This window comes from Sphingosinicella ginsenosidimutans (assembly GCF_007995055.1).
Classification (GTDB): Bacteria; Pseudomonadota; Alphaproteobacteria; order Sphingomonadales; family Sphingomonadaceae; genus Allosphingosinicella; species Allosphingosinicella ginsenosidimutans.
This window is the reverse complement of the sequence record NZ_VOQQ01000001.1, coordinates 493,925-514,712: the sequence shown is the minus strand read 5'-3', so window position 1 is coordinate 514,712 and position 20,788 is coordinate 493,925. Positions and strand designations below refer to the sequence as shown.

The following is a 20,788-nucleotide window of genomic DNA, read 5'->3' as shown; positions in this document are numbered from 1 at the left end:
TCATGCCGCCATCGGACAAGGTTCCCGCGGCACCTGCGCGTCGGCGAGGTCCAGCGCGAATTCGCGGGATGGCGCCTCGGCCTGCCGGCCGGCGCTGTAGCGCGGCCGGGCCACCCCGGTCGGCCGGAAGCCGAGCTTGGCCAGAACCCTTCCCGAGGCGGGATTGTCGAGGAAATGGCTCGCCGTCAGGCGATCGATCCGCAGCGTCTCGCGCGCATTGGCGATGAGCGCGCGGCCGGCCTCGGTCGCGATTCCCTGCCCCCACCACGGACGGGCGATCCAGTAGCCGAACTCGCGGCCCCCTTCCTTCGGGCCGAAGCCGATCCCGCCGACCAGCTGCGGCGCGCCGCCGGTGCGAAGGAAGATGAGACAGTGGGGCGCATCCGGCGCCGGATCGCGGGCCAGGAAGGCCTCCGCGTCCGCCATCGCATAGGGCCAGGGCGCACGGACGAGATTGCGCACGATGCGCTCGTCGGCGATCGCCTTGTGGAGCGCCGGCGCGTCCTCGCGCCAGCCGGGCCTCAGCAACAGTCTTTCGGTCCTCGCGAACATCGCTCGTTCCTCTCGGCTTTGCCGGCCCTTGGTCCCGAAGGATGTCAGGCCGGCGACAATTGCGTGAGGGAAACGAAAAAGGAGAGGTGTCACCCCTGGCGACCCTCTCCCTCACTTCGGTCCGCTATTTCGAGAACCTTGGGGCCGCCCCTTGCGGGCAGCCCGTCCTCGGCTGCCCTTATTCCGCCGCTTGCGCGATCATGTCCACACACACGAACTTGCGGCCAAGTTTGCCGTCGCGGAACGCGACACGGCCGCCGGCAAGCGCGAAGAGGGTGTGATCCTTGCCCATGCCGACATTGGTGCCCGGATAGTAGCGGGTGCCGCGCTGGCGCACGATGATGTTGCCCGGGACGACCGTCTCGCCGCCGAACTTCTTCACGCCGAGGCGCTTGGACTGCGAATCGCGGCCGTTACGCGACGAGCCGCCTGCTTTCTTATGTGCCATGGGTCTTCTCTATGCCTTGAAAGTCTTTACTCGGCCTTATCAGCCGCCGGCTTCTTTGTCGAAGCCTTCTTCGCCGGGGCCTTCTCGGCCGCCTCCGCCTTCGGCGCGGCAGCCTTCTTCGGCGCCGCCGCCTTGGCGGGCTTCGCCTCCGACGCCTCGGGGGCCGGCGCGGCCTCCGCCTTGGGCGCGGCGGCCTTCTTGGCCTTCTCGCCGCCGATCGCGACGATCTTCAGGATCGTGTGCTGCTGGCGATGGCCCTTCTTGCGGCGATAATTGTGCCGACGGCGCTTCTTGAAGACGATGACCTTCTCGCCCTTCGCCTGGGCGACGATCTCGGCCGAAACGGTCAGCCCGCTCGTCGCCTTCAGCTCGCCGCCGTCGCCGGCCAGCAGGACGTCGTCCAGCGTCACCGTGTCGCCCGCCTCACCAGCGAGCTTCTCGACGACGATCTTGTCTCCGGCGGCGACGCGATACTGCTTGCCGCCCGTGCGCACGATTGCGAACATGGGCCTATCCAGTTTCTTCAAGTTGCTTGGCGCGCGGAATCACGCCGCACGCGGAAAGCCGGGCTGCTACAGAGCGCCGGCGCGACTGTCAACCGGACTTGCCGCTTAGTGGCGGCGTTCGGGCCTCAGCCGATAGCGCCCCGGCTCGAACCGGTCGAACAGGCCCGAAATGGCCGGGTGGTCGATCGGGTCGGCATCGTCGTCGGCGACCAGGTTCTGCTGGCTCACATAGGCGACGTAGGACGAATCCGAATTTTCGGCGAGCAGGTGGTAGAAAGGCTGGTCCTTGGCCGGCCTCACGTCCTCCGGAATGGATTCATACCATTCCTCGCTGTTCGCGAAGACCGGATCGACATCGAAGATCACGCCGCGGAAATCGAACAGGCGGTGGCGGACCACATCGCCGATCGAAAAGCGCGCATGCGCGATCGGCGGCGCCTCCACCGCGGGCACGCCAGGCGAAAAATGATCCGGGACACTCATGGCCCCAATGTAGGACGGGCCGCGGACCGCCGCAAGCGAGGCGCGCGCTGCGGCCGGGCAGGGGACGGCGCGCATGGGCGCGCGGCGGGCCCGGCCGAGGAGAGGCTTGGCAATCGGCTTCGCCTGGGCTAATCGCGCCGCTCGCTCGACCGGGCGTCGCCGCGCACAGCGGCCCAGGCCTCATTTGCGGAGAGGTGCCGGAGTGGTCGATCGGGGCGGTCTCGAAAACCGTTGTGCGGGTAACCGTACCGAGGGTTCGAATCCCTCCCTCTCCGCCACATATATTTAAGTTATTGATATAAAAGGAAAATACTCCGGAAAGTGGCGCAGTTTCGCGCCGTTTGCGGAGGTCGTCCGGTCTGCGGAGAGCGTATCTGGAGCAACATTTGGTCGCTCTGGCGGCTTTTTCTCCGTCGCCCATTTCGGCAGTACGGAGTGAGTCAGCATCGGCTGTCTTTGCCGATCCGGAAACGCAAAGCGGCGCCGAAGCGCCGTAGGTGTCGTGACAGGCTGAGATCCATCACATTCCGAACATGGAGAGCTGCTCGTCCCAGTTGATCGGCAGACTGGCGGTTCGCAATGATGTCGCGCTGACCGAGGCCGGCTGGGTTCCGGCGAGGATGGCTTCGACGATCGCGGGCGCGAGAAAGTTAAGTCGGACGAGGCGCGATACCCATGAGTCATTGACCTTCTCATTGCGTGCGATGGTGGCGATGTCGACCGTACCGGTCTCAAGCTGTTGCCACCAGCTGCGCGCCTTGCGCAGCAACTCGACGAGCCCGGGATCGGGCTTGCCCTGTGACATCGGTCGGCCATCGCGCTGAACCAGCCGGATGGCCCGCCCGGTGCGGGTGAGGCGAACCGGCGCGGTGAGGGAGATGCTGCCCGGACTATTGGCGGGATCTATGGTGCAAGTCCTGCACAAGGCCGCGACCGATAGCCGGATTTCTATCTCATGGGGATGGACGACCACCTTGTTCACCAGATCAGTGATCACATCACGCTGCCTGCTACGGACAGAGGCCGCGAGCTGTTCGGCCTTCTTGAAGATCATGCGCAGACGATCACTGTCGAGCGTTATGCCGGCCTGAGTCAGCAGAGCCAGAGGATCATCGAGCGCCCCAGCAACACTGGTGATCACTGCCGCTTCGATTTCCCGTGCCGGGATACGCAGACCATCAGTGGCGTGCCGGTTTGCATCATGCTGGAGTGATCGGCTCACATAATAACGATAGCGGACTTTCCCTTTGCAGGCATGGACGGCGACCAGCGGCTCGCCGTGCTGATCAACGATGCGACCCGCAAGGAGGCTAGGCGAACTGACTCTGCTGCCGGTTCTTTCGCCCTGCCTGTTGGTGGCCAGCATCTGCTGAACAGCGTCCCATATGGCCCGATCAATGATCGCCGAGTGTTTTCCGGCATGGACCTGACCCTTATGATGGATCTCGCCAATGTAAAGGGGATTGGAGAGCAGCTTGTAAATCTGCCCTCGGGTGAATGGACGGCCACCTGTCGCCCTCCCGGTCTTGGCAATGCGCTCGGGCGCAATGATACCTTCGCAGGCCAGCTCGCCGACAACCAATCGAACATTCCCCAGATCAAGGTAGCGCGCGAAGATGTGTCGCACGATCTCGGCATGCTCATCGACGATCGCCAGCGTCCTGCCATCGGGCTTGTAGCCAAGCGGCGGGTTCCCGCCCATCCACATGCCGCGAGCCTTGGATGCGGCGATCTTGTCGCGGATACGCTCGGCGGTGACCTCGCGTTCGAACTGGGCGAAGGAGAGCAGCATGTTCAGCGTGAGCCGGCCCATGCTGTTGGTGGTGTTGAACGACTGGGTCACAGACACGAACGATACGTTCGTCTTATCGAACGCCTCGACCAGCTTCGCGAAGTCGAGCAGCGAGCGGCTCAGCCGGTCGACCTTGTAGACGACCACGATGTCGATCCTGCCGGCTTCAATGTCCTTCATCAGCCGCTGGAGCGCCGGTCGCTCCAGCGTCCCGCCCGACAGCCCACCGTCATCATATTCGTCTGGCAGCAGCGTCCAGCCTTCGGATGCCTGGCTGAGGATATACGCGGCGCAGGCCTCGCGCTGGGCATGAAGCGAGTTGAAGTCCTGCTCGAGCCCTTCCTCACTCGATTTGCGGGTATAGATCGCGCAACGGACCTTCTTCATGCCGCTGCCTTTCGCTGTTTGAGGCCGAAGAAGGCGGGGCCTGACCAGCGCGTACCGGTGATGGCGCGTGCGACCTCGCTGAGGCTTTTCCAGCGCTGCCCGTTCCAGTGGATCGCGCCGGCATCATCGACAGTGACGACATGCACTTTGCCCTGCCATTCGCGGACCAGCCGCAGGCCGGGCGTGAGGGGCATCGCCTGGGGGCGCGCATCCCCCGATCCGTCAAGCTGCTGCCGGGCAGTGCGCGACAGGCCGCCCTTTGCTCTGGCCTGCAACTCGTAGCCTAGCGCGAGGCGCAACATAGCTATACTGAGTTTGGGCACCGGGCGACCGGTGAGCTTTGCCCACCGGTCCTGTAGCTCGGTGCGGGACATGCTCGCGATTTCCTGCAATGCATGATCGACACCGGCCATGATCATGCCTCCACGGTGATGCGGTAGCAGGTCGTATCCCCGCGTTTGTCCTTCGCGATGACATGGCCCTTCTTCCGCAGGCCGGTCAGCGCGGCGCGGGTGGTGTGGGGCAGCCAGCCCGTGGCTGCGACCATCTCATCGAGCGTGGCGCCCTCATCGCGCCGAAGGAGCGACAGCACCGTGCCGATCTTGCTGACCGGGCGGGATGAAGATTCTGCCTCGGGATGAGTCTTCTCCTCAGGCTTCTCGGATGACCGATCTTCTTCTCCTTCGTCCTGACCTGCGCCAATGGCGGCCCGGCCAGCGGCGGTGATCCGCACACCGATCATCCGGTCCCTGTCTGCCGGCGACGGATCGCCAATATCCGATGTATCGGGTTCCGCCGCCAGGCCGCGCCGGAGGAGGGATTTGATAGCCTTATCTACTGCGGGCGTACGGTCGCCGATGCTGTCCGGCGGCGGCAGAAGGCGGCCGTCATCGCGCTGCGAGGCCGTCGAGAGAAGGACGAGCTGAAGATCATTGAGGAGTAGGGTTCTGGTCATGGATGGTGCTCCTGCTTCGGAGCGGCACCGCGCCGCTCCCACCACCCGAAGCCCCGCCGGTTACGCCGGTCGGGGTAGCGACCGATCAGGTCGGCCGCCATTCAGTGACGACAGCAATGCTTGCGTCGCCAGCGAAGTCGAATGGAATATGCGAATACGCTGGAAAAGCTGGGTCTGGACTTTGTCTATCCATTGCTACTTCGGGATTTTTTCCAGGGCGGGTACCACGAGGGAACGATCGAGATGGCGATTTCCCCCGCTCGGATGAGAAATCCGGCTTGATCTCTGCATTCGCGACGTCTGCATATATACATTTACCAATACTCGCGGCGTTGTAGCCGCGCTCCAGGGCCAGTTCCCGGATCAGCATGTGCGCGAGAGTGTGTACTCATTACCTTCCTGGGATTCAGCCGGCGGAGCATGCGCCGGGCGACATTCGGCGGAACGCGCTGGTGGATGGCCATCGCTTCGTCGCGGTGACAATGGCGCAGGCGCTTGCCACTTCCGCATGGGCACGACCAGTGACCTTTCGGCCAATCCTGGGATAGCAGCCGCAGATGGTAGAGAAGGCTTCTCCGCCTGTTCGGGATTCCCAGCGCATCCGCATAGGCTTCTTCGAGACCGGGCGTTCCGTGCGCCCTTTCGCCGAAGGGCCATTTCCCGGTTTTCTCGAACCAGAACTGGCCGAGAAAATATTCGTTGAGCGGGCCGCTGAGGAAACTGCCGAGGGAGTGGTCATCGGCTGTGACCAACCAGTTTTCCCACACCGTAATACAGCAATCGCCGTCGGGATTGATGTGACGTTCGGGCGTGCGCGGGATTTTCCCACCGACCTCGAAAACCTTGGGTTCGTGGCGTGGATAGAGATCGGGTAACTCGATCCTGATGTTGAATTCGGCGATCGGTCCGCCGGGAGCCGAGACAACATCCGGCGATTAGGTACTTGTTTGGACCAAAATCCTGTGCTACATAATCGGCATGGAACTGAACAGCATCGCCGATATCGCCAGCTTCCTCACCGACGAAGCCGCCGCGCAGCAAGCTTTCGCCGACCTTCGTTGGCCGAACGGCAACGTGACGTGCCCGCTCTGCGAAGGCGGCAAGAAGGTCTACGAGGTTGCGTACGTCCGCCGCGATGCGCGCACCGGAGAGGTTAAGCCGACCGTCCGCAAGCAGTGGAAATGCGGCGCCTGCCGGAAGAAATTCAGCGTCACCAGCGGCTCGATCTTTGAGGGCGCGCACATCCCGGTCGGGAAATGGATCTACGCCATTTACATGATGTGCAGCAGCAAGAAGGGCGTGAGCGCAAACCAGCTCAGCCGCCAGCTCAAACTGTCGTACAAGTCGGCGTGGTTCATGTGCCACCGGGTCCGCGAAGCGATGTTACAGGAGCCTCTGGCCGGTATGCTTGGTTCCGGCCCGGACGCCATCGTCGAATTGGACGAGACCTTCGTAGGGGGCAAAAAGAAGAATAACCGCCACCGCAATCGTACCGCGCAGGCCGGCAAGAAAGCCGCCGTGATGACGCTGATCGACCGTGAGGGCGACGTTAAGACGGTGCATGTTCCGAACGTCCGCAAGGGCACGCTACAGGAACTGGCCCGTCCTATCGTCGACCAGTCGGCCAACATCGTGACGGACGCCCATCTGTCTTACACCGGGCTAGATCAGTACTTTCACAGCCACCATACGGTCGATCACAGCCAGACGTTCGTGCGCGGGATCATCTTCCACACGAACTTTGCGGAGAGCTATCACAGCCTCCTGAAGCGCGGCATCATCGGCGCGTTCCACCACGTAAGCGACAAGCATCTTTCCCGCTATCTGGCGGAGTTTGATCGTCGCTGGAACAGCCGGAAAATGACCGACGGCGACCGCGCCGTGAGCGTGCTTCGCACCGCTCCTAGCAAGCGCCTTCGCTACGCCGCGCTGGTGGGCTAAAATGACGAAGCCCCACCTTTCGGCGGGGCTCCGGACTTGACAGTTTCTAAGGTTGCCAGTGGGCTTGTCATCGCCCGTTTAGGCAACCTGCCTAGCAAGCTAGGTCTTAGAGCCCGATGACCGGGGTACCACGGATATGTAGTGCATCACGCTACAGGTTGCAACAACGTACCCATGCCGAGGCCCCATAGCACGCCTGCTTTAACAGCCTCTAAATCCGCCTCACTGAGGAGGGGATAAGCGTACTTTCGCCGCCCGATCTTGATGGCGTTCAGGCGGTCTTTGGCCACGTTCAGCAGCATATCGCATTTGGCCCAAACCGGGATGGCCTCATCCTGGCCCGGCATATAGTTCTTAGAGAGACGCACGCAGAAAGGCAGGTTGTGAACCGGCTCCGTAGTGCTGAACGGCACGATGGTGACGATCTCGCCTCGGTAGGGGAGGCGCGGCGAGATAACCACGACAGGGCGCTTCTTATTCATCTCCGGCGGCACGAAGCCGCTGAAGTCAGCGATGTAGACCTGTCCCGCGCGCGGGTAGAAGTTGAGTGCCATCGTTATCTCGCATATATGCTGAGTGCCCCCGGCGGGCTTCGAACCCGCACGGGCCGGAGTGGCCCACCACAGTCCTACTGTGGCCCGTCTACCGATTTCGGCACGGGGGCAAAGGGTGGAGCCGGGGATTGCTCCCCGGCCCCTGACGCCCTAGCGGCGTCTGCCGATTGCAACTGGTTGCAACGCCAGCGGCAACCGGGAAAGCTAAGGTGGCTCGTTCATCGCGTGTCTCCTTGGATCGAATGGCGGCGGAGCGTTCGTTGGTAGCGGCCTCCGCCGTCATTATTTTTCCTTCGGTTCGGACGCCTCCAGCCCCTTGAGGTAGAGGACAAGCGTCCAAACGGCATTCTTCTCCTCATCGCTCATTTTGCTGGAAAGGATGTCCACCAGTTCGTGATGCAATGCCCTGCGAGGCTGCTCCTGTTCGTCCTTTGGCTTCGTGAGATCGATGGGCGTCACCGCCTCCTCCTTCAACTTGGCCTTCTTTGCCGAGCGCGGTTTCCGCGGCCCGCTGTTGGGGCGTTTGTTCGCCAAGATGCGCGAGCCCACATCGATCCCGGCGATCTTGGCGGCGTTGAAGAAGAAGGCAGCACCCTTTCTCTGGACCTCTTCCCCGCCGGTGAACGAAGCGCGGAACTTCTCGGCGAACTGCGACGGCGTCGCAGTCATCAGGTCCATCTCCGTTACGGGCTCGAATACCCGGCAGGTGAGGTCGGAAATCTCATCCTTCCACATCTCGGTCGCGTGGGCTTCAACAAGCCGGCGAAGCGCCGGCGTCGGCACGTTGTTCTCTTCCATCAAGCCCATCGCCTTCAGGCTCGTCAAAAGCTGCGAGGCGGTGCCGCCTGCGAAGCGCTTCAGAACGCTGCGGTCGATGCGAGACGGAATGCCGTTCTCGCGGAGGTCCGACACGAAGGTCTCGAACGTCGCAAAGGACACGTACGGGATTGCTCGCTTCCCGCCGTCCGTTCCGATTGTCTCGCTCATACCACGTCCCTCGCCAAGCTGTTGCCGGTGATACCAATCGTCTTTTTGCCTCCGCCCGTCAAGGATGAATGCCAACAAAGCAATTGAGTAACCCCGCAGACCTGCGAAAATGGCTGAAATCCAAGGAGAATGGCCGTGAGTTATCCACAGGTTTTGGCAAGAGCGTCCGGCGGCCAGCCCCTCGTCCGGCTGGCGATTGAGGTCGAAAATAGGCTCGCATACCTGCTTAACCCGGACAGGGTTGAAGCTATGCGTGACGGTAAAGTCGATCCTGTCGGCTTTCCCTGCAATGACGTTTTTGAGCTGGACGACACGTTGGCCGCAGAGCTTGCGGGCGCGTGGGAGCGCGGAGACGGCCAGATGTTGCGGGGGCTCTGGTCGAAGGCCCGCCCATACCGGGATTGTGTCGGTGCCTGAGGAAAAGCCTGTCAGCCTTGCCCCGCTGAAAACGGGCGAAGCGATTACCGGCTTGTTCGCCGTGAGGCCGCCGGCCAAGCCAGTGAAGCCCGCACGCAAAAAGAAGGCCTCGTCACCCCCAAAGGAGTGAGCGGGGCCTTTTGGCAAGCCTTGCTAACCTATGAGGCTAGGTGGCTGTGCAGTGGTCCAAACAAGTATCTAATCGCCCAACATCCTTTTCAAATACGAGATAGCTGCCCCCGATATGTATTTTCTCACCGTCCGCCGATGCGCGCAGCTTCGGCTGGTCAAAGGCGATTGCGGCCTTGACCTCCTCGAGCGTCAGCAGGTTGGGCGGTTTGCCTACGACCTTGCCCAAGGCTTCGACTGCGGCCCGGAGCGATTGATCTGTTCGACGGCGCGCCCGGCACGCGCCATGTCCTCGGTGTCGGAGACGCTGGCCGCGATCGCCGGGGCCGCGAGGCCGGCGATCGCGGCCGGCATCACCGCCGCCATCGTGCTGTCGACCAGCTTGGCGCCAAGATGCTCCCGGAGCAGATCGGGCACCTTGTCGAACGTGCTTGCCCGCAGATAAAGCGCGAAATCCTGCCGAGCCTGATCGAGCCAGCGGTAGAAGTTCTCGCGTTTCCTGGGTTCCTCGGCCCATTTATCGGCAAAGTTCTCGCCCGGGTTTACCGGGTTCGCCACCCAGGCGATGCCACCGCGGTCTTCGATGAAGCGATCCATGCCGGTCAGGATGCTTTGCAGCGCCGCCGAGATGGTGGGCTCCTCGTTGTAGGCGTGCGCGGCCAGCGTTGTGATAACGATCGAGATCGGCTTGTGTTCGCCATCCTCCGCAAACATGCAGTCGCGATGGCGCTTCAGGAGCTGGATCGCGCGCTGGAGCGGGGTCTTCACCTTGTAGTCGGGAATTTCCTCGACGGCGGTAATCCGCTCACGCTGGGAAAGCGCGCGTTTTGCCTCGGTGAGGCGCACGCGCATCCGGCCACGAAACCAGGCCGCATAGCCGGTCGGATTGCTCTGCGGCCAATCCTCCGTCGGCTGGTCGTAATGCGGCAGGGTCTTGTCGGTGATGGCGATGGCATGGCCGCTCAACGCAGCATCCTGCGCGAGCGCGCGGTGGCCCTCCATAAGGAGCTTGACCTGATAGCGCTGCGAGTCGGGCAAAGCCGGCAGAATGTCCATGTGAAATTGAGCGCCGGCTGCATAGTTCAGGGTCCAGCAGCGCCGCCGCTCCTCAGGGACCACCATGCCATGCGCCCTGGCGTAGAGGGCGACTTCGCGGCCGACCGCCTCCTTCAGGCTCTTTTGCGTGAAGTCGGCTTTGGTCGCTTCGAGACGGCACACCAGATCGACATCATATTCCTCGGTGTCGGTCAGCGGCCGCGTCACCGTACCGAGCAGGAAAGACCCCTGCGGCGAGATCGACGGGTCGTACTGGGCAATGGAGGATTCGGGCCGATCGAGCCAGTTGCCGATCGCCTCATAGCGGTTCTTCGCCTCTTCGAACTTGGACGGTGGGATGTCGAGCGCATCCGCCATCGCTTCCAGAATATCGTCGTGCGACTTTGCAAGCCGCTTGTCATGCACGGTCATGGCGTCACCTGTAGTGAGGGATGAATTCCTCAGCGGGCGCGCCGAAGAATTGCGGTTGAAGGATGGGTTTCTGAATGCGCGCCTCGGCGAAGGCACGGTCCTTGAGGCTGCGAATGCGGCTGGTGTCGTCGAGGGAATAAAAGCCGTCGGGCACCGGCTGGGACACGCGGTAGATGGCGCGCCGGTCGTGCGGATCGCCCGTAAGGATATGGGCGATGCCGAGGGAGCCGTGAGACTGCCCGGCCATGAAGAGGCTGGCAAGCTGCGGCGCGAGCCTGGCGGCGCCATAGGCCTCGCGGACAACCTTGATGTCTTCAAGGCACCCGATACTGAGAACCCGGATGTCGTCGACGGACCAGCCGAGCGTCGCTATGGCCTCGACCACGGCGATGCCGGTCGGGTTGTTCGCCCAGAGCCCGCCATCGACCAGGCCGACATCGTTGGCGGTGACATGCTGCGCGAAATAGGTCGGTGCGGCTGCCGTGGCCATCGCCGCGTCGATCGCCAGCTCCTTGTAGTCGGTCCGGAGGCGGGGGTCATGGGCGGTCTTGAAGATATAGACGCCTTGCGTCTGGGGATGCCACGCAGGGATCACCAGGCGCGTCTGAGCCTCGCCGAGCTTGCGGTCGCCCAGGACGCTGCGAAGGGCATCGCGAAGGGGCTGCGCGCTGTATTTCGGTCCCCAGAATAGCCACCGGCCCTTGCGCAGGTGCCTGCCGAGCCAGCCGGCCAACCCGCCGCGCGTCTGCGCGAAGATCGCCGGTCCCTGGTCTTCATAGAGCTTGAGGATGTCGGCCGCGCGCATGCCGAGCGCCAGTCCGATGGCGATGATACCGCCGGTCGAGGTGCCGGAGATGAGATCGAAGTAGCGGCCGATCGGCTGACCCAGATCCTGCTCCAGATTGGCAAGGAACGCCGCCGGGAACGTGCCCCGGATGCCGCCACCGTCGATTGTCAGGATCCGTTTCAACGCGCGCTCCCTATCTTCGCCGCCTAGTGCTTCTTGTCTCGGGGCGGATTGGGGTCGTTGCCAGGCGGGACGGTATCGGAATCGCGCCAGCGGCCGTCGCGGCCCTGAATGCGGACCTCGCCGCCGCCGAGTTTGCGGACCGTCTGCTTGGCGGCCTGCTCGGCTTCGCGCTGCGTGGGGTGAACGCTGCTCGCGCGCTCGCCGCCGGGCGCCTTCACGGCCCAGCCCTTGGGGTGTTTGGTGACATATCTATCAGCCATCGCGGTTCCCTCGCCATTGACTCAGTGACGATAATGCGTATATCAACTACACGTATTTCTGTCAAGATCAGGATAGTTTATATCCGTATGGGAGGTCGCTGGTGCGCTGGGGTGTCGAGCAAAGGCTTGAGTTTATTGAGTTCCGCCTGTTCTGGGAGGGATCGATCAACCGCGCCGATATCGTCGATTTTTTCGGCGTATCGATTCCCCAGGCATCAAAGGACCTCACGCTCTACCAAGAGCGGGCGCCCGGCAACATGGAGTACGACACGCGCGGCAAGCGCTACGTCGCCGCCGAAAAGTTCGTCCTGCGCTTTCTCGATCCCGATCCATATGTCTATCTCGGACAGCTCCGCTCGGTGGCCGAAGGCGCCGCTCCCTCTCATGATTCCTGGATCGCGGCGCTTCCCAGCGCCGATGTGGCCCTGACGCCCAAGCGGGACATCGACATCGAGGTCCTGCGCAAGATTCTCGATGCGGTGCGTGAGGGCGTGTCCGTCGAGGTTTTCTACCAGTCGATGAACAAGGCGCGCCCGGACCCGATCTGGCGCAGGATCACGCCACACGCCTTCGGCTATGACGGTTTCCGCTGGCATGTCCGGGCCTATTGCCACCTCGAGCACAAGTTCAAGGACTTCCTTCTGCCGCGCATATTGGGGGTTGGTGCCACCGGCGTTCCCGGCGCGACGGGAGAGCAGGACTGGCTCTGGAACAATTATTTCGATGTGGTCATCGGCCCGCACCCTGCTCTGACCGAGAGTCAGAAGAAGGTCGTCGCCAAGGACTATGGCCTGGATCAGGGCAATGGCGTCCTGTCGGTTCGCTACGCGATGCTGTTTTATGTCTTGAAAAGACTTGGCCTGCTCGGCGATGCGGCCAAGCAAAGCGCTCGCACACAGCATATCGTTACAATAAACCGTAAGGAAACCGAGGCCGCTCTAGAGAAGGCGGAGCTTCAGCTATGAAGACACAGGGGGGAAGCGCGGGGTAATGGGGGCGAGGCTCGAAGACATAAAGAACGGTGCGTCGGTTCGCGGCGTCGCTTCCGCGCAGCCGGTGCAGGTCGTTTCGGTCGATTGGATCGGCGATCAGGCGATCAGCATCGTCTACCGCGATCATAACGGCACGGTCGCGGAGACCGTGCTTTACCGCGACGACGAGCATCGGCTCGAAGTCGAGCAGAGTGGCCGGCCCTGGTCGTTCGACGCCGATGGCGAACTGTTGCGCCTCGTCACCGAGGCCAACCGGATCAAGCTGGCGCATTATTTCGACCCCTATCTTGCGATCCACACCAGTCTGGTCGATCCGCTTCCGCATCAGATCTCGGCCGTCTATGGCGAGATGCTGCCGCGCCAGCCGCTGCGCTTCCTGCTTGCGGACGATCCCGGCGCCGGCAAGACAATCATGGCCGGCCTCTTCATCAAGGAGTTGATCGCGCGCAGCGACCTGGAGCGTTGCCTCGTCGTCGCACCGGGCAGCCTCGTCGAGCAGTGGCAGGACGAACTCGGCCAGAAGTTCAATCTGGAATTCGACATCCTTACCCGCGACATGATCGAGACCTCACGCTCGGGCAATCCGTTCAGCGACAAGGACCGGCTGATCGTCCGGCTCGACGTGCTGGCGCGAAACGAGGAGCTTCAGGAGAAGCTCATGAGCGCGCGCGAATGGGACCTGATCATCTGCGACGAAGCGCATCGCATGTCGGCCACCTATTTCGGGGGCGAGGTGAAATACACGCGCCGCTACCAAGTCGGTCAGAAGCTCGGTCAGATCTGCCGCCATCTGCTGCTGATGTCCGCCACACCGCACAACGGCAAGGAAGAGGATTTCCAGCTCTTCATGGCGCTGCTCGACGGCGACCGCTTCGAGGGCCGGTTCCGCGACGGTGTCCACTACGCCGACACCGAGGACATGATGCGGCGGCTGACCAAGGAGGAGCTGCTCAAGTTCGACGGCCGGCCGCTATTCCCGCCCCGCCGCGCGCGCACCGTGAAGTATCAGCTCTCGGAAGGGGAGGCCGCGCTCTACACCGCCGTTACCGACTATGTCCGTAACGAGATGAATCGGGTGGAGCGGTTCGCCGACGGCGACAACAAGAAGCGCAACAATGTCGGATTCGCGCTGCAAATCCTCCAGCGACGCCTCGCCTCGTCACCGGCCGCCATTTATCAGTCGCTGAAGCGTCGCCGCGAGCGGCTGGAAGCCGAACTCGGCGAGGCGCGGCTCGCGGCCAAGGGGCGCCGCGCCGGGGTCGCGGAACCCGCGGTCAATCCCGACATGCTGGGCAACATCGATGAATATGGCCAGGAAGAGGTCGACGAACTCGAAGACCTGATCTCCACGGGCGCGACGACGGCGGAGACGGTCGAGCAGCTCGCGCTGGAGGTCGAGACACTGAAAGGGCTCGAATCCATGGCGCTGGGCGTGCTGCGCTCGGGCGTGGATACCAAATGGACCCAGCTCAACCGTATTCTCGATGACGAGCTGATGATCGACGCAGCGCGCAACCGCCGCAAGCTGATCATCTTCACCGAGCCCAAGGACACGCTCCACTATCTGCTGGAGAAGGTGCGCGCGCGCCTGGGCAATCCCGAAGCGGTGGATGTGATCCATGGCGGGGTGACGCGCGAGGAGCGGCGCAAGGTCATCGAGCGCTTCATGCAGGACAAGGACCTGCTGGTGCTGATCGCCAATGATGCCGCTGGCGAGGGCGTCAACCTCCAGCGCGGGCATCTGATGGTCAATTACGACCTGCCGTGGAATCCCAACAAGATCGAGCAGCGCTTCGGCCGCATCCACCGCATCGGCCAGACCGAGGTTTGCCACCTCTGGAATCTGGTTGCGGCGGAGACGCGCGAGGGCGAGGTCTATGCCCGCTTGCTCGAGAAGCTGGAAGCCGCGCGTGAAGCGTTGGGCGGCCGCGTCTACGATGTGCTCGGCGAGTTGTTCGAAGGCACCTCGCTCAAGGACCTCCTCTTCCAGGCGATCCAATATGGCGAGCGGGAGGACGTGAAGGCCTACCTGTTCCGCCAGGTCGACGGGGCGGTCGACCAGTCGCATCTCTTGGAACTGTTACGCCGGCGGGCACTGACCAACGACACCATGCCCGCAGCCAAGGTCGAGGAACTGCGGCTGGAGATGGAGAAGGCCGAGGCACAGCGTCTCCAGCCGCATCACATCCAGAGCTTCTTCATCGAAGCGTTCCAGCATCTCGGCGGCCGGTTAAAGCGCCGGGAGGAAGGCCGTTGGGAAGTCACCCACGTCCCGGTACGTGTTCGCGAGCGTGATCGTCAGATCGGCACTGGCGCGCCGATCCAGAAACAATATGAGCGGATCTGTTTCGACAAGAGCCAGATCAATCAGCAGCCGGTCGCAGCCTTCATCTGCCCAGGGCACCCGCTGCTCGAAGCGGTGATCAGCCTCATCCGGGAGCAGTATGAGTCGATCATGCGCCAGGGCGCGATCCTAGTGGATGAAACCGATCCGAGCGAGGCGCTCTCGGCGATCTTCCTGCTCGAACACACGGTGCAGGACGGCCGCACGACCAGTGCGGGCAAGCCGCATGTGATCTCGCAGCGGCTGCAGTTCGCAGCCATCAACAAGGCCGGCCAGGCAGCGAATGCCGGGATCGCTCCGCATCTCAACCTCCGCCCGGCCACGGCCGAGGAGGTCGAGGCCGTGCGCGACCTGCTCGATGAAGATTGGCTGACGAGTGAGTTGGAGAAAACGGCCGTGCGCTTCGCCACGGTGGAGCTGGCCCAGGAGCACGTCGCCGAGGTCAAGGCGCGTCGCATACCCGAGATCGACAAGGTCGAGCAGGAGGTCCGGTCGCGCCTCAAGAAGGAGATCAACTATTGGGACTCGCGAGCCTTCGAACTCAAGGAGGAGGAGAAGGCCGGCAAGAAGACGCGGCTCAACTGGCAGAACGCGCAGCGCCGGGCCGAGGAGTTGGCGGAGCGTCAGAAACGCCGGATGGACCAGCTCCAGCAGGAACGGTTCATCTCTTCGCAGCCGCCGCGCGTGCGGGGCGGCATGGTGGTCATCCCGCGCGGCCTTCTGGATGCACGCAAGGCGCCCAGCGTTCCGAACCACTTTGCTGAAGACCCTGCCGCTCGCAAGGAGATCGAACTCGCGGCGATGCAGGCGGTGATGGCGGCGGAACGCGCGCTGGGGCACGCTCCGGTCGACGTCTCCGCTCAGAAGATCGGCTACGACATCGCCTCGCACGATCCGAAGTCAGGGCATCTGCGCTTCATCGAAGTGAAGGGCCGGATCGACGGCGCGGACTCCGTGATGATCACCCGCCAGGAAGTCATCACCTCCCTGCATGAGCCGGAGAAGTTCATCCTCGCGATCGTTTCAGTCACCGGCGGCTTCGCCCATGCGCCGCGCTATGTGCGCGGCCCGTTGGTCGAACGGGAACCGTCATTCCTCGAAACGGCGATCCAGTTCGACCTTCCGCGCCTGCTTGAGCGCGCGGAGGAGCCGAGATGAAGGAGGGATCACGTGAGGCAGGCTGCTGAGAATATCTCTGTTCATGATGCCGAGCGGCGCATCTTCGTGCAGATCGCGTCGCAGGTTGGGCTTGTTGTTCGTGGCCCCGATATTTTCCGTGAGCTGCAAAAACGAGTTTTGAAGTGGGGATTTGATCCCGGCAGAAACCTGAGAAATATCCCTGCCGGCGCTTTGGACGGCGATTCCTTTGAAATCGACCAGGACAATTCCGAACAGGCCGAGGCGATCAAGCTGGACGAGCCTCGGTATTGGGCGTTCAGATTACGCGAGCGTCTTAAAGATACGTCGCGCATCTGGACTACCGAGGTGGGGATCGCGGAGCGAAGCGCGACGGAAGCGGTCTTCGGAGTCCGTCTCATCTGCGCGCAGCGAGGAAGTGCCGAGCCGATTCCGCGATCGATACCTAATTTCGTCCGTGGCATCGCGTTTACGCAGGAGGCCTATCTTGATGGCCGCCCGACATCGGCAGACCCGTGGCTCGTGAAGTCGGAGCAGGATGTCGATGACCTTGTAGCCTTTCTGGAAGCGCCGCATCGCCATCATCCCGTTGTCGTCTTCTCCACACCAGAGGGAAGCGAAAACGCCGACGAGACGGCAATTCCTGTCCCCCCCTTCATCCGAAGGACGGTCGGATTTGTGCATGCCGTTGTCATTACATCCAAAGCGGCGTTCTCTTTGTCGGATCGTGTGGGCCGAGAGTTCTCGGTCTATCGCCAGGCAGTTCGGACCTATAATCCCGGCTTTGACCCAAGCGCACATCTCCCGACCGACCATCCAGTCGCGACGGCCGCACGTATCGCCCACTGGGGAGATAGTGTCGGCTCAACCTTTGCAGATTTCCTCGTTGAGCAGGCCCTTCGGATCACTCGCCCGCGCGATGTTCTCGAACGGGAGCAGCCGTCGTTTCAGCACGTCAAGCGCATAGCGGCGCAACGGGCTCGTGAAAGCGCTTCAGGCGAAGGGCAAGGAGACGCCGAACTTTTGCGGCTTGCAGACGAGGAGTTGCGCGCGGCGAAGCAAGAGGCCGAGGCCAGTCTCGAGTTGGCGCTGAACGCCGACGCCGAGAGGCAACAGGCTCTGTCGGAGCTGCGTCAGATCAAGGCGAGCTATATGGCGCTACAGGCGCGTCTCGATGCGGTGCTTTCGGAGAGCCCCAAGAGCGCAGCGCCAATTTTGCCGGAAAGCTTGGAGGAGATCGAGACCTGGGCTCAGGCTCATCTCAGTGGCCAAGTGGAACTGCATCCGAAGGCGATCAAGGCTGCCCGAAGCTCGGACTTCAAGGATGTCGCTCTTGTCTACAATGCACTTCTGATGATGCGGGATCTATACGTCCCCATGCGCCGCATTGGCGGAATCGAGCACAAGAATGCTTTTGAGCAAAGGCTCGGGGAACTCGGTCTGGAAAATACTCCATGCTTTGCCCAAGAGAACAAGGCAAAGAACTTTGGGGGAGCATATTTCGTTCGCTATCAGGACTCTACGCGCGAGCTTGATTGGCATCTGAAAGGTAGCAACAGCCGTGATGAGAGACTAGGTTTTCGACTCTATTATTTCTGGGATGCCGAGACCGGACGTGTTGTCGTCGGATATTTGCCAGGACACCTCAAGAACGACATCACGTAGGGCCACAATGACATATAAGAAGAAACTCATCGAAGTCGCAATTCCGCTTGAAGCGATCAACGCAGCCTCGGCGCGTGAGAAGTCGATCCGACACGGGCATCCTTCCACGCTGCATCTGTGGTGGGCGCGCCGCCCGCTGGCGGCGTGCCGCGCGGTGCTGTTCGCCCAGCTTGTAGATGATCCGTCGAGCGACCCTGAGAAATTCCCCACGCACGAAGCGCAGGAGGTCGAGCGCAAGCGGCTGTTTGGCATCATTGAGGAACTGGTGAAGTGGGAGAACTCGACCAACGAGGAGGTGCTGGAGCGCGCCCGCGCCGAAATCCGCAAGAGCTGCGGCGGCGAACTGCCGCCGGTCTATGACCCGTTTTCGGGCGGCGGATCGATCCCGCTGGAAGCACAGCGCCTCGGTCTGCCCGCCTATGGATCAGACCTGAACCCGGTCGCGGTGATGATCGGCAAGGCGATGATCGAGATTCCGCCGAAGTTCAAAGACAAGGAGCCGATCCATCCCGGCGTGAAGGACCGGCAGTTCTACCGCAATGCCGAGGGACTCGCAGAGGACGTTAGATACTATGGCGAATGGATGCGCGAGAAGGCGTGGGAGCGCATCGGGCACCTTTATCCGCAGGTGGACCTGCCGAAGGAGCATGGCGGTGGCAAAGGGACGGTGATCGCGTGGATCTGGGCGCGAACGGTGCCCAGTCCCGATCCGGCTTTCTCCGATGTGCAGGTGCCGATCGCGTCGAGCTTCCTGCTTAGCACTAAGGCCGGCAAGGAGGCTTGGGTCGAGCCTATTGTCGATAAGCAGGCGAAGACCATTTCCTATCGGATCAGGCATGGCGGCACCAAGGCCGAGATCGCGGCTGCCAAGGAAGGGACGAAGGCGGGTCGCGGTGCGAATTTCCGCTGCCTTATGTCGGATACAGCGATCACCCCCGACTATGTGAAAAGCAGTGGGCGTGCTGGCAAAATGGGGCAGACGCTGATCGCCATCGTCGCCGAGGGCAATCGCAGCCGGGCCTATGTCGCGCCCACTGAAACTCACGAAACGCTGGCTCTGACGGCAAAGCCCGAATGGAAACCGGAAACCAGCTTGCCGAACGATCCCCGCAACTTCTGGACCGTGGATTATGGCCTGACGACCTTCGGTGATTTGTTCACAGACCGACAGCTGGTGGCTCTGAATACTTTTAGCGATCTGATGTGTGAGCTCCGATCGCAGATCGAGGCGGATGCGATCGCCGATGGCCTCTCATCGGACCCCACACCGTTGCGCGACGGAGGCAATGGCGCCAAAGCTTATGCTGAAGCGGTCAGCGTGTATTTGTCGTTTGCGATTGATCGGCTTGCCGATGCTGGCAGCTCTATAGCCACATGGTCGTCATCGGAGTTTATCCGCTTCACATTTGCTCGACAGGCGATCCCGATGACTTGGGACTTCGCTGAATGCAATATCTTCAGCGATAGCACAGGAAATTATCTCGGCGCCGTCGATTGGGTCTGGAAAGCCCTTTCTGGTCTAGGGCCAAACGCCGCCGGCACTGAGCTTCAGCACGATGCACAGAATGTGCGTTTGCCGGATGGGGCAGTAGTCTCAACTGATCCGCCATACTACGACAATATCGGTTATGCCGACCTGTCCGACTATTTCTATGTCTGGCTCAGGCGAAACGTCAAAGACGTATATCCTGACCTCGGAAGCACCATCTCTGTTCCCAAAGAAGATGAGTTGGTGGCGACACCTTATCGTCACGGCGGGAAAGCAAAAGCTGAAGAACACTTCCTCACAGGTATGACGGCGGCGATTTCGAGTCTTGCACGTCAATCATCATCGTCGTTTCCTGCGACGATCTACTATGCCTTTAAGCAAAGTGAGGTTGAGCAAGACGGCTTGAGTTCGACCGGATGGGCGACCTTCCTTCAGGCCGTGATTGAAGCGGGTTATGCAATTGTCGGCACTTGGCCAGTCCGTACGGAGCGCTCAGCCCGGACAATCGCCACTGGGACCAATGCGCTCGCAAATTCTGTCGTTCTTGTTTGCCGGAAGAAGGAAACCACCGCCGAGAGTATTACCCGCGCCGAGTTCATCCGCGCCTTGAAACGCGAACTGCCTCCCGCCATCTCCGAGCTTCAGGCAGCTAACATCGCGCCAGCGGATATGCCGCAATCGGCCATCGGCCCCGGCATGGGCGTGTTCTCGCGCTACAAGGCCGTTCTTGAATCCGACGACAGCCCGATGAGCGTGAAGACCGCACTTCAGCTCATTAATCGGGAACTCGACGAATTTCTCGGCGGCATCCAGGGTGAGTTCGACGCGGACACGCGGTTCGCCATCACCTGGTTCGAGCAGCACGGGACCGGCAAGGGAGACTACGGTGTCGCCGACAACCTTGCCCGCGCGCGCGGTATTTCCGTCGATAGCGCCAAGCACGCGGGCATCGTCGAAAGCGCGGCCGGCAAGGTCCGCATTCTCTCGCGTGATGAACTCGACGACGATTGGGACCCGGAAGACGACCGCCACCTGACGGTGTGGGAATGTCTTCAGCACCTGGTCCGGCAGCATGAGAAGGACGGCATTTCCCACGACACCGCCGTCCTGCTGAAGAAGATCAACATTCAGGCCGAGGCGGTGAAGGATCTCGCCTACTGCCTCTACGACATCAGCGCCAACAAGCGAAAGGATGCGAAGGAGGCCACAGCCTACAACGCCCTGATCGCCGATTGGACCGAACTGACGAAGGCAGCGGCGGCCATCCACGACACGAGCGGCGATCGTCAGATCCGGCTGGATATTTAAGGGGG

Annotated in this window: 18 protein-coding genes and 2 tRNA genes; 7 read left to right on the top strand and 13 right to left on the bottom strand. The window is 62.0% G+C overall.

The features are described 5' to 3' along the window. From FRZ32_RS02505 to hspQ, 4 genes are all read right to left on the bottom strand, one after another. Positions 1-552, bottom strand: coding sequence for a GNAT family N-acetyltransferase (locus FRZ32_RS02505; protein WP_147042015.1), 552 nt, complete (start codon positions 550-552; stop codon positions 1-3). A gap of 178 nt (positions 553-730) precedes the next feature. Continuing rightward, positions 731-1,000 carry a 50S ribosomal protein L27 gene (gene rpmA / locus FRZ32_RS02500; RefSeq protein ID WP_147042014.1) on the bottom strand — a complete coding sequence of 90 codons (270 nt, stop codon included), beginning with the start codon at positions 998-1,000 and terminating at the stop codon, positions 731-733. A 26-nt stretch (positions 1,001-1,026) separates the two neighbouring features. Beyond that, on the bottom strand, positions 1,027-1,506 hold the full coding sequence (gene rplU, locus FRZ32_RS02495) for a 50S ribosomal protein L21 (RefSeq protein ID WP_147042013.1): 480 nt from the start codon (positions 1,504-1,506) through the stop codon (positions 1,027-1,029). Positions 1,507-1,611: 105 nt separating this feature from the next. After that, on the bottom strand, positions 1,612-1,989 hold the full coding sequence (hspQ, locus tag FRZ32_RS02490; RefSeq protein ID WP_147042012.1) for a heat shock protein HspQ: 378 nt from the start codon (positions 1,987-1,989) through the stop codon (positions 1,612-1,614). A gap of 188 nt (positions 1,990-2,177) precedes the next feature. Here hspQ and FRZ32_RS02485 point away from each other — a divergent pair. Beyond that, a tRNA-Ser gene (locus FRZ32_RS02485) sits at positions 2,178-2,267 on the top strand. Between the two features lie 242 nt (positions 2,268-2,509). Here FRZ32_RS02485 and FRZ32_RS02480 read toward each other — a convergent pair. From FRZ32_RS02480 to FRZ32_RS02470, 3 genes are read right to left on the bottom strand one after another with little or no spacing between them, the layout of a single operon-like run. Beyond that, entirely contained in the window at positions 2,510-4,168 is a 1,659-nt protein-coding gene (locus FRZ32_RS02480) for a recombinase family protein (protein ID WP_147042011.1), read from the bottom strand. Beyond that, positions 4,165-4,587 carry a DUF2924 domain-containing protein gene (locus FRZ32_RS02475; protein WP_243445168.1) on the bottom strand — a complete coding sequence of 141 codons (423 nt, stop codon included), beginning with the start codon at positions 4,585-4,587 and terminating at the stop codon, positions 4,165-4,167. Before FRZ32_RS02475 ends, FRZ32_RS02480 begins: the two co-directional genes overlap by 4 nt. Then, positions 4,584-5,123: a DUF3489 domain-containing protein gene (locus tag FRZ32_RS02470; protein WP_147042010.1), complete on the bottom strand. Its 540-nt coding sequence runs from the start codon at positions 5,121-5,123 to the stop codon at positions 4,584-4,586. The genes FRZ32_RS02475 and FRZ32_RS02470 overlap by 4 nt, the downstream gene beginning before the upstream one ends. 557 nt (positions 5,124-5,680) lie before the next feature. Between FRZ32_RS02470 and FRZ32_RS02465 the strand changes: the two genes are divergently transcribed. Together FRZ32_RS02465 and FRZ32_RS02460 are read left to right on the top strand one after the other, a co-directional pair. After that, a complete protein-coding gene (locus FRZ32_RS02465) occupies positions 5,681-5,998 on the top strand; it encodes a hypothetical protein (RefSeq protein ID WP_147042009.1) in 318 nt (105 codons plus the stop codon). Between the two features lie 103 nt (positions 5,999-6,101). Beyond that, the gene (locus FRZ32_RS02460; RefSeq protein WP_147042008.1) at positions 6,102-7,064 is read left to right on the top strand and encodes an IS1595 family transposase; all 963 of its coding nucleotides are present in this window, start codon (positions 6,102-6,104) and stop codon (positions 7,062-7,064) included. A gap of 146 nt (positions 7,065-7,210) precedes the next feature. On the opposite strand, the gene FRZ32_RS02455 is transcribed toward FRZ32_RS02460, so the two are convergent. The 6 genes from FRZ32_RS02455 to FRZ32_RS02430 form a co-directional block, all read right to left on the bottom strand. Then, the gene (locus tag FRZ32_RS02455) at positions 7,211-7,618 is read right to left on the bottom strand and encodes a type II toxin-antitoxin system PemK/MazF family toxin (protein WP_147042007.1); all 408 of its coding nucleotides are present in this window, start codon (positions 7,616-7,618) and stop codon (positions 7,211-7,213) included. Positions 7,619-7,641: 23 nt separating this feature from the next. Beyond that, positions 7,642-7,728 (bottom strand) — tRNA-Pro (locus FRZ32_RS02450). Between the two features lie 172 nt (positions 7,729-7,900). Further along, positions 7,901-9,100, bottom strand: coding sequence for a DUF5343 domain-containing protein (locus tag FRZ32_RS02445; RefSeq protein WP_147042006.1), 1,200 nt, complete (start codon positions 9,098-9,100; stop codon positions 7,901-7,903). A gap of 264 nt (positions 9,101-9,364) precedes the next feature. Then, positions 9,365-10,618: a nucleotidyltransferase domain-containing protein gene (locus FRZ32_RS02440; protein ID WP_147042005.1), complete on the bottom strand. Its 1,254-nt coding sequence runs from the start codon at positions 10,616-10,618 to the stop codon at positions 9,365-9,367. Positions 10,619-10,622: 4 nt separating this feature from the next. Then, positions 10,623-11,588, bottom strand: coding sequence for a CBASS cGAMP-activated phospholipase (locus FRZ32_RS02435; protein ID WP_147042004.1), 966 nt, complete (start codon positions 11,586-11,588; stop codon positions 10,623-10,625). A 23-nt stretch (positions 11,589-11,611) separates the two neighbouring features. After that, the gene (locus FRZ32_RS02430) at positions 11,612-11,848 is read right to left on the bottom strand and encodes a DUF2188 domain-containing protein (RefSeq protein ID WP_113420032.1); all 237 of its coding nucleotides are present in this window, start codon (positions 11,846-11,848) and stop codon (positions 11,612-11,614) included. Positions 11,849-11,949: 101 nt separating this feature from the next. Between FRZ32_RS02430 and FRZ32_RS02425 the strand changes: the two genes are divergently transcribed. From FRZ32_RS02425 to FRZ32_RS02410, 4 genes are read left to right on the top strand one after another with little or no spacing between them, the layout of a single operon-like run. Further along, positions 11,950-12,813, top strand: coding sequence for a BrxR family helix-turn-helix transcriptional regulator (locus FRZ32_RS02425; RefSeq protein WP_147042003.1), 864 nt, complete (start codon positions 11,950-11,952; stop codon positions 12,811-12,813). A gap of 25 nt (positions 12,814-12,838) precedes the next feature. After that, positions 12,839-16,342 carry a helicase-related protein gene (locus tag FRZ32_RS02420; protein ID WP_147042002.1) on the top strand — a complete coding sequence of 1,168 codons (3,504 nt, stop codon included), beginning with the start codon at positions 12,839-12,841 and terminating at the stop codon, positions 16,340-16,342. A 12-nt stretch (positions 16,343-16,354) separates the two neighbouring features. Further along, on the top strand, positions 16,355-17,986 hold the full coding sequence (locus tag FRZ32_RS02415) for a hypothetical protein (RefSeq protein WP_147042001.1): 1,632 nt from the start codon (positions 16,355-16,357) through the stop codon (positions 17,984-17,986). Between the two features lie 7 nt (positions 17,987-17,993). Further along, a complete protein-coding gene (locus FRZ32_RS02410; RefSeq protein WP_147042000.1) occupies positions 17,994-20,783 on the top strand; it encodes a DUF1156 domain-containing protein in 2,790 nt (929 codons plus the stop codon). Positions 20,784-20,788 lie beyond the last annotated feature (5 nt).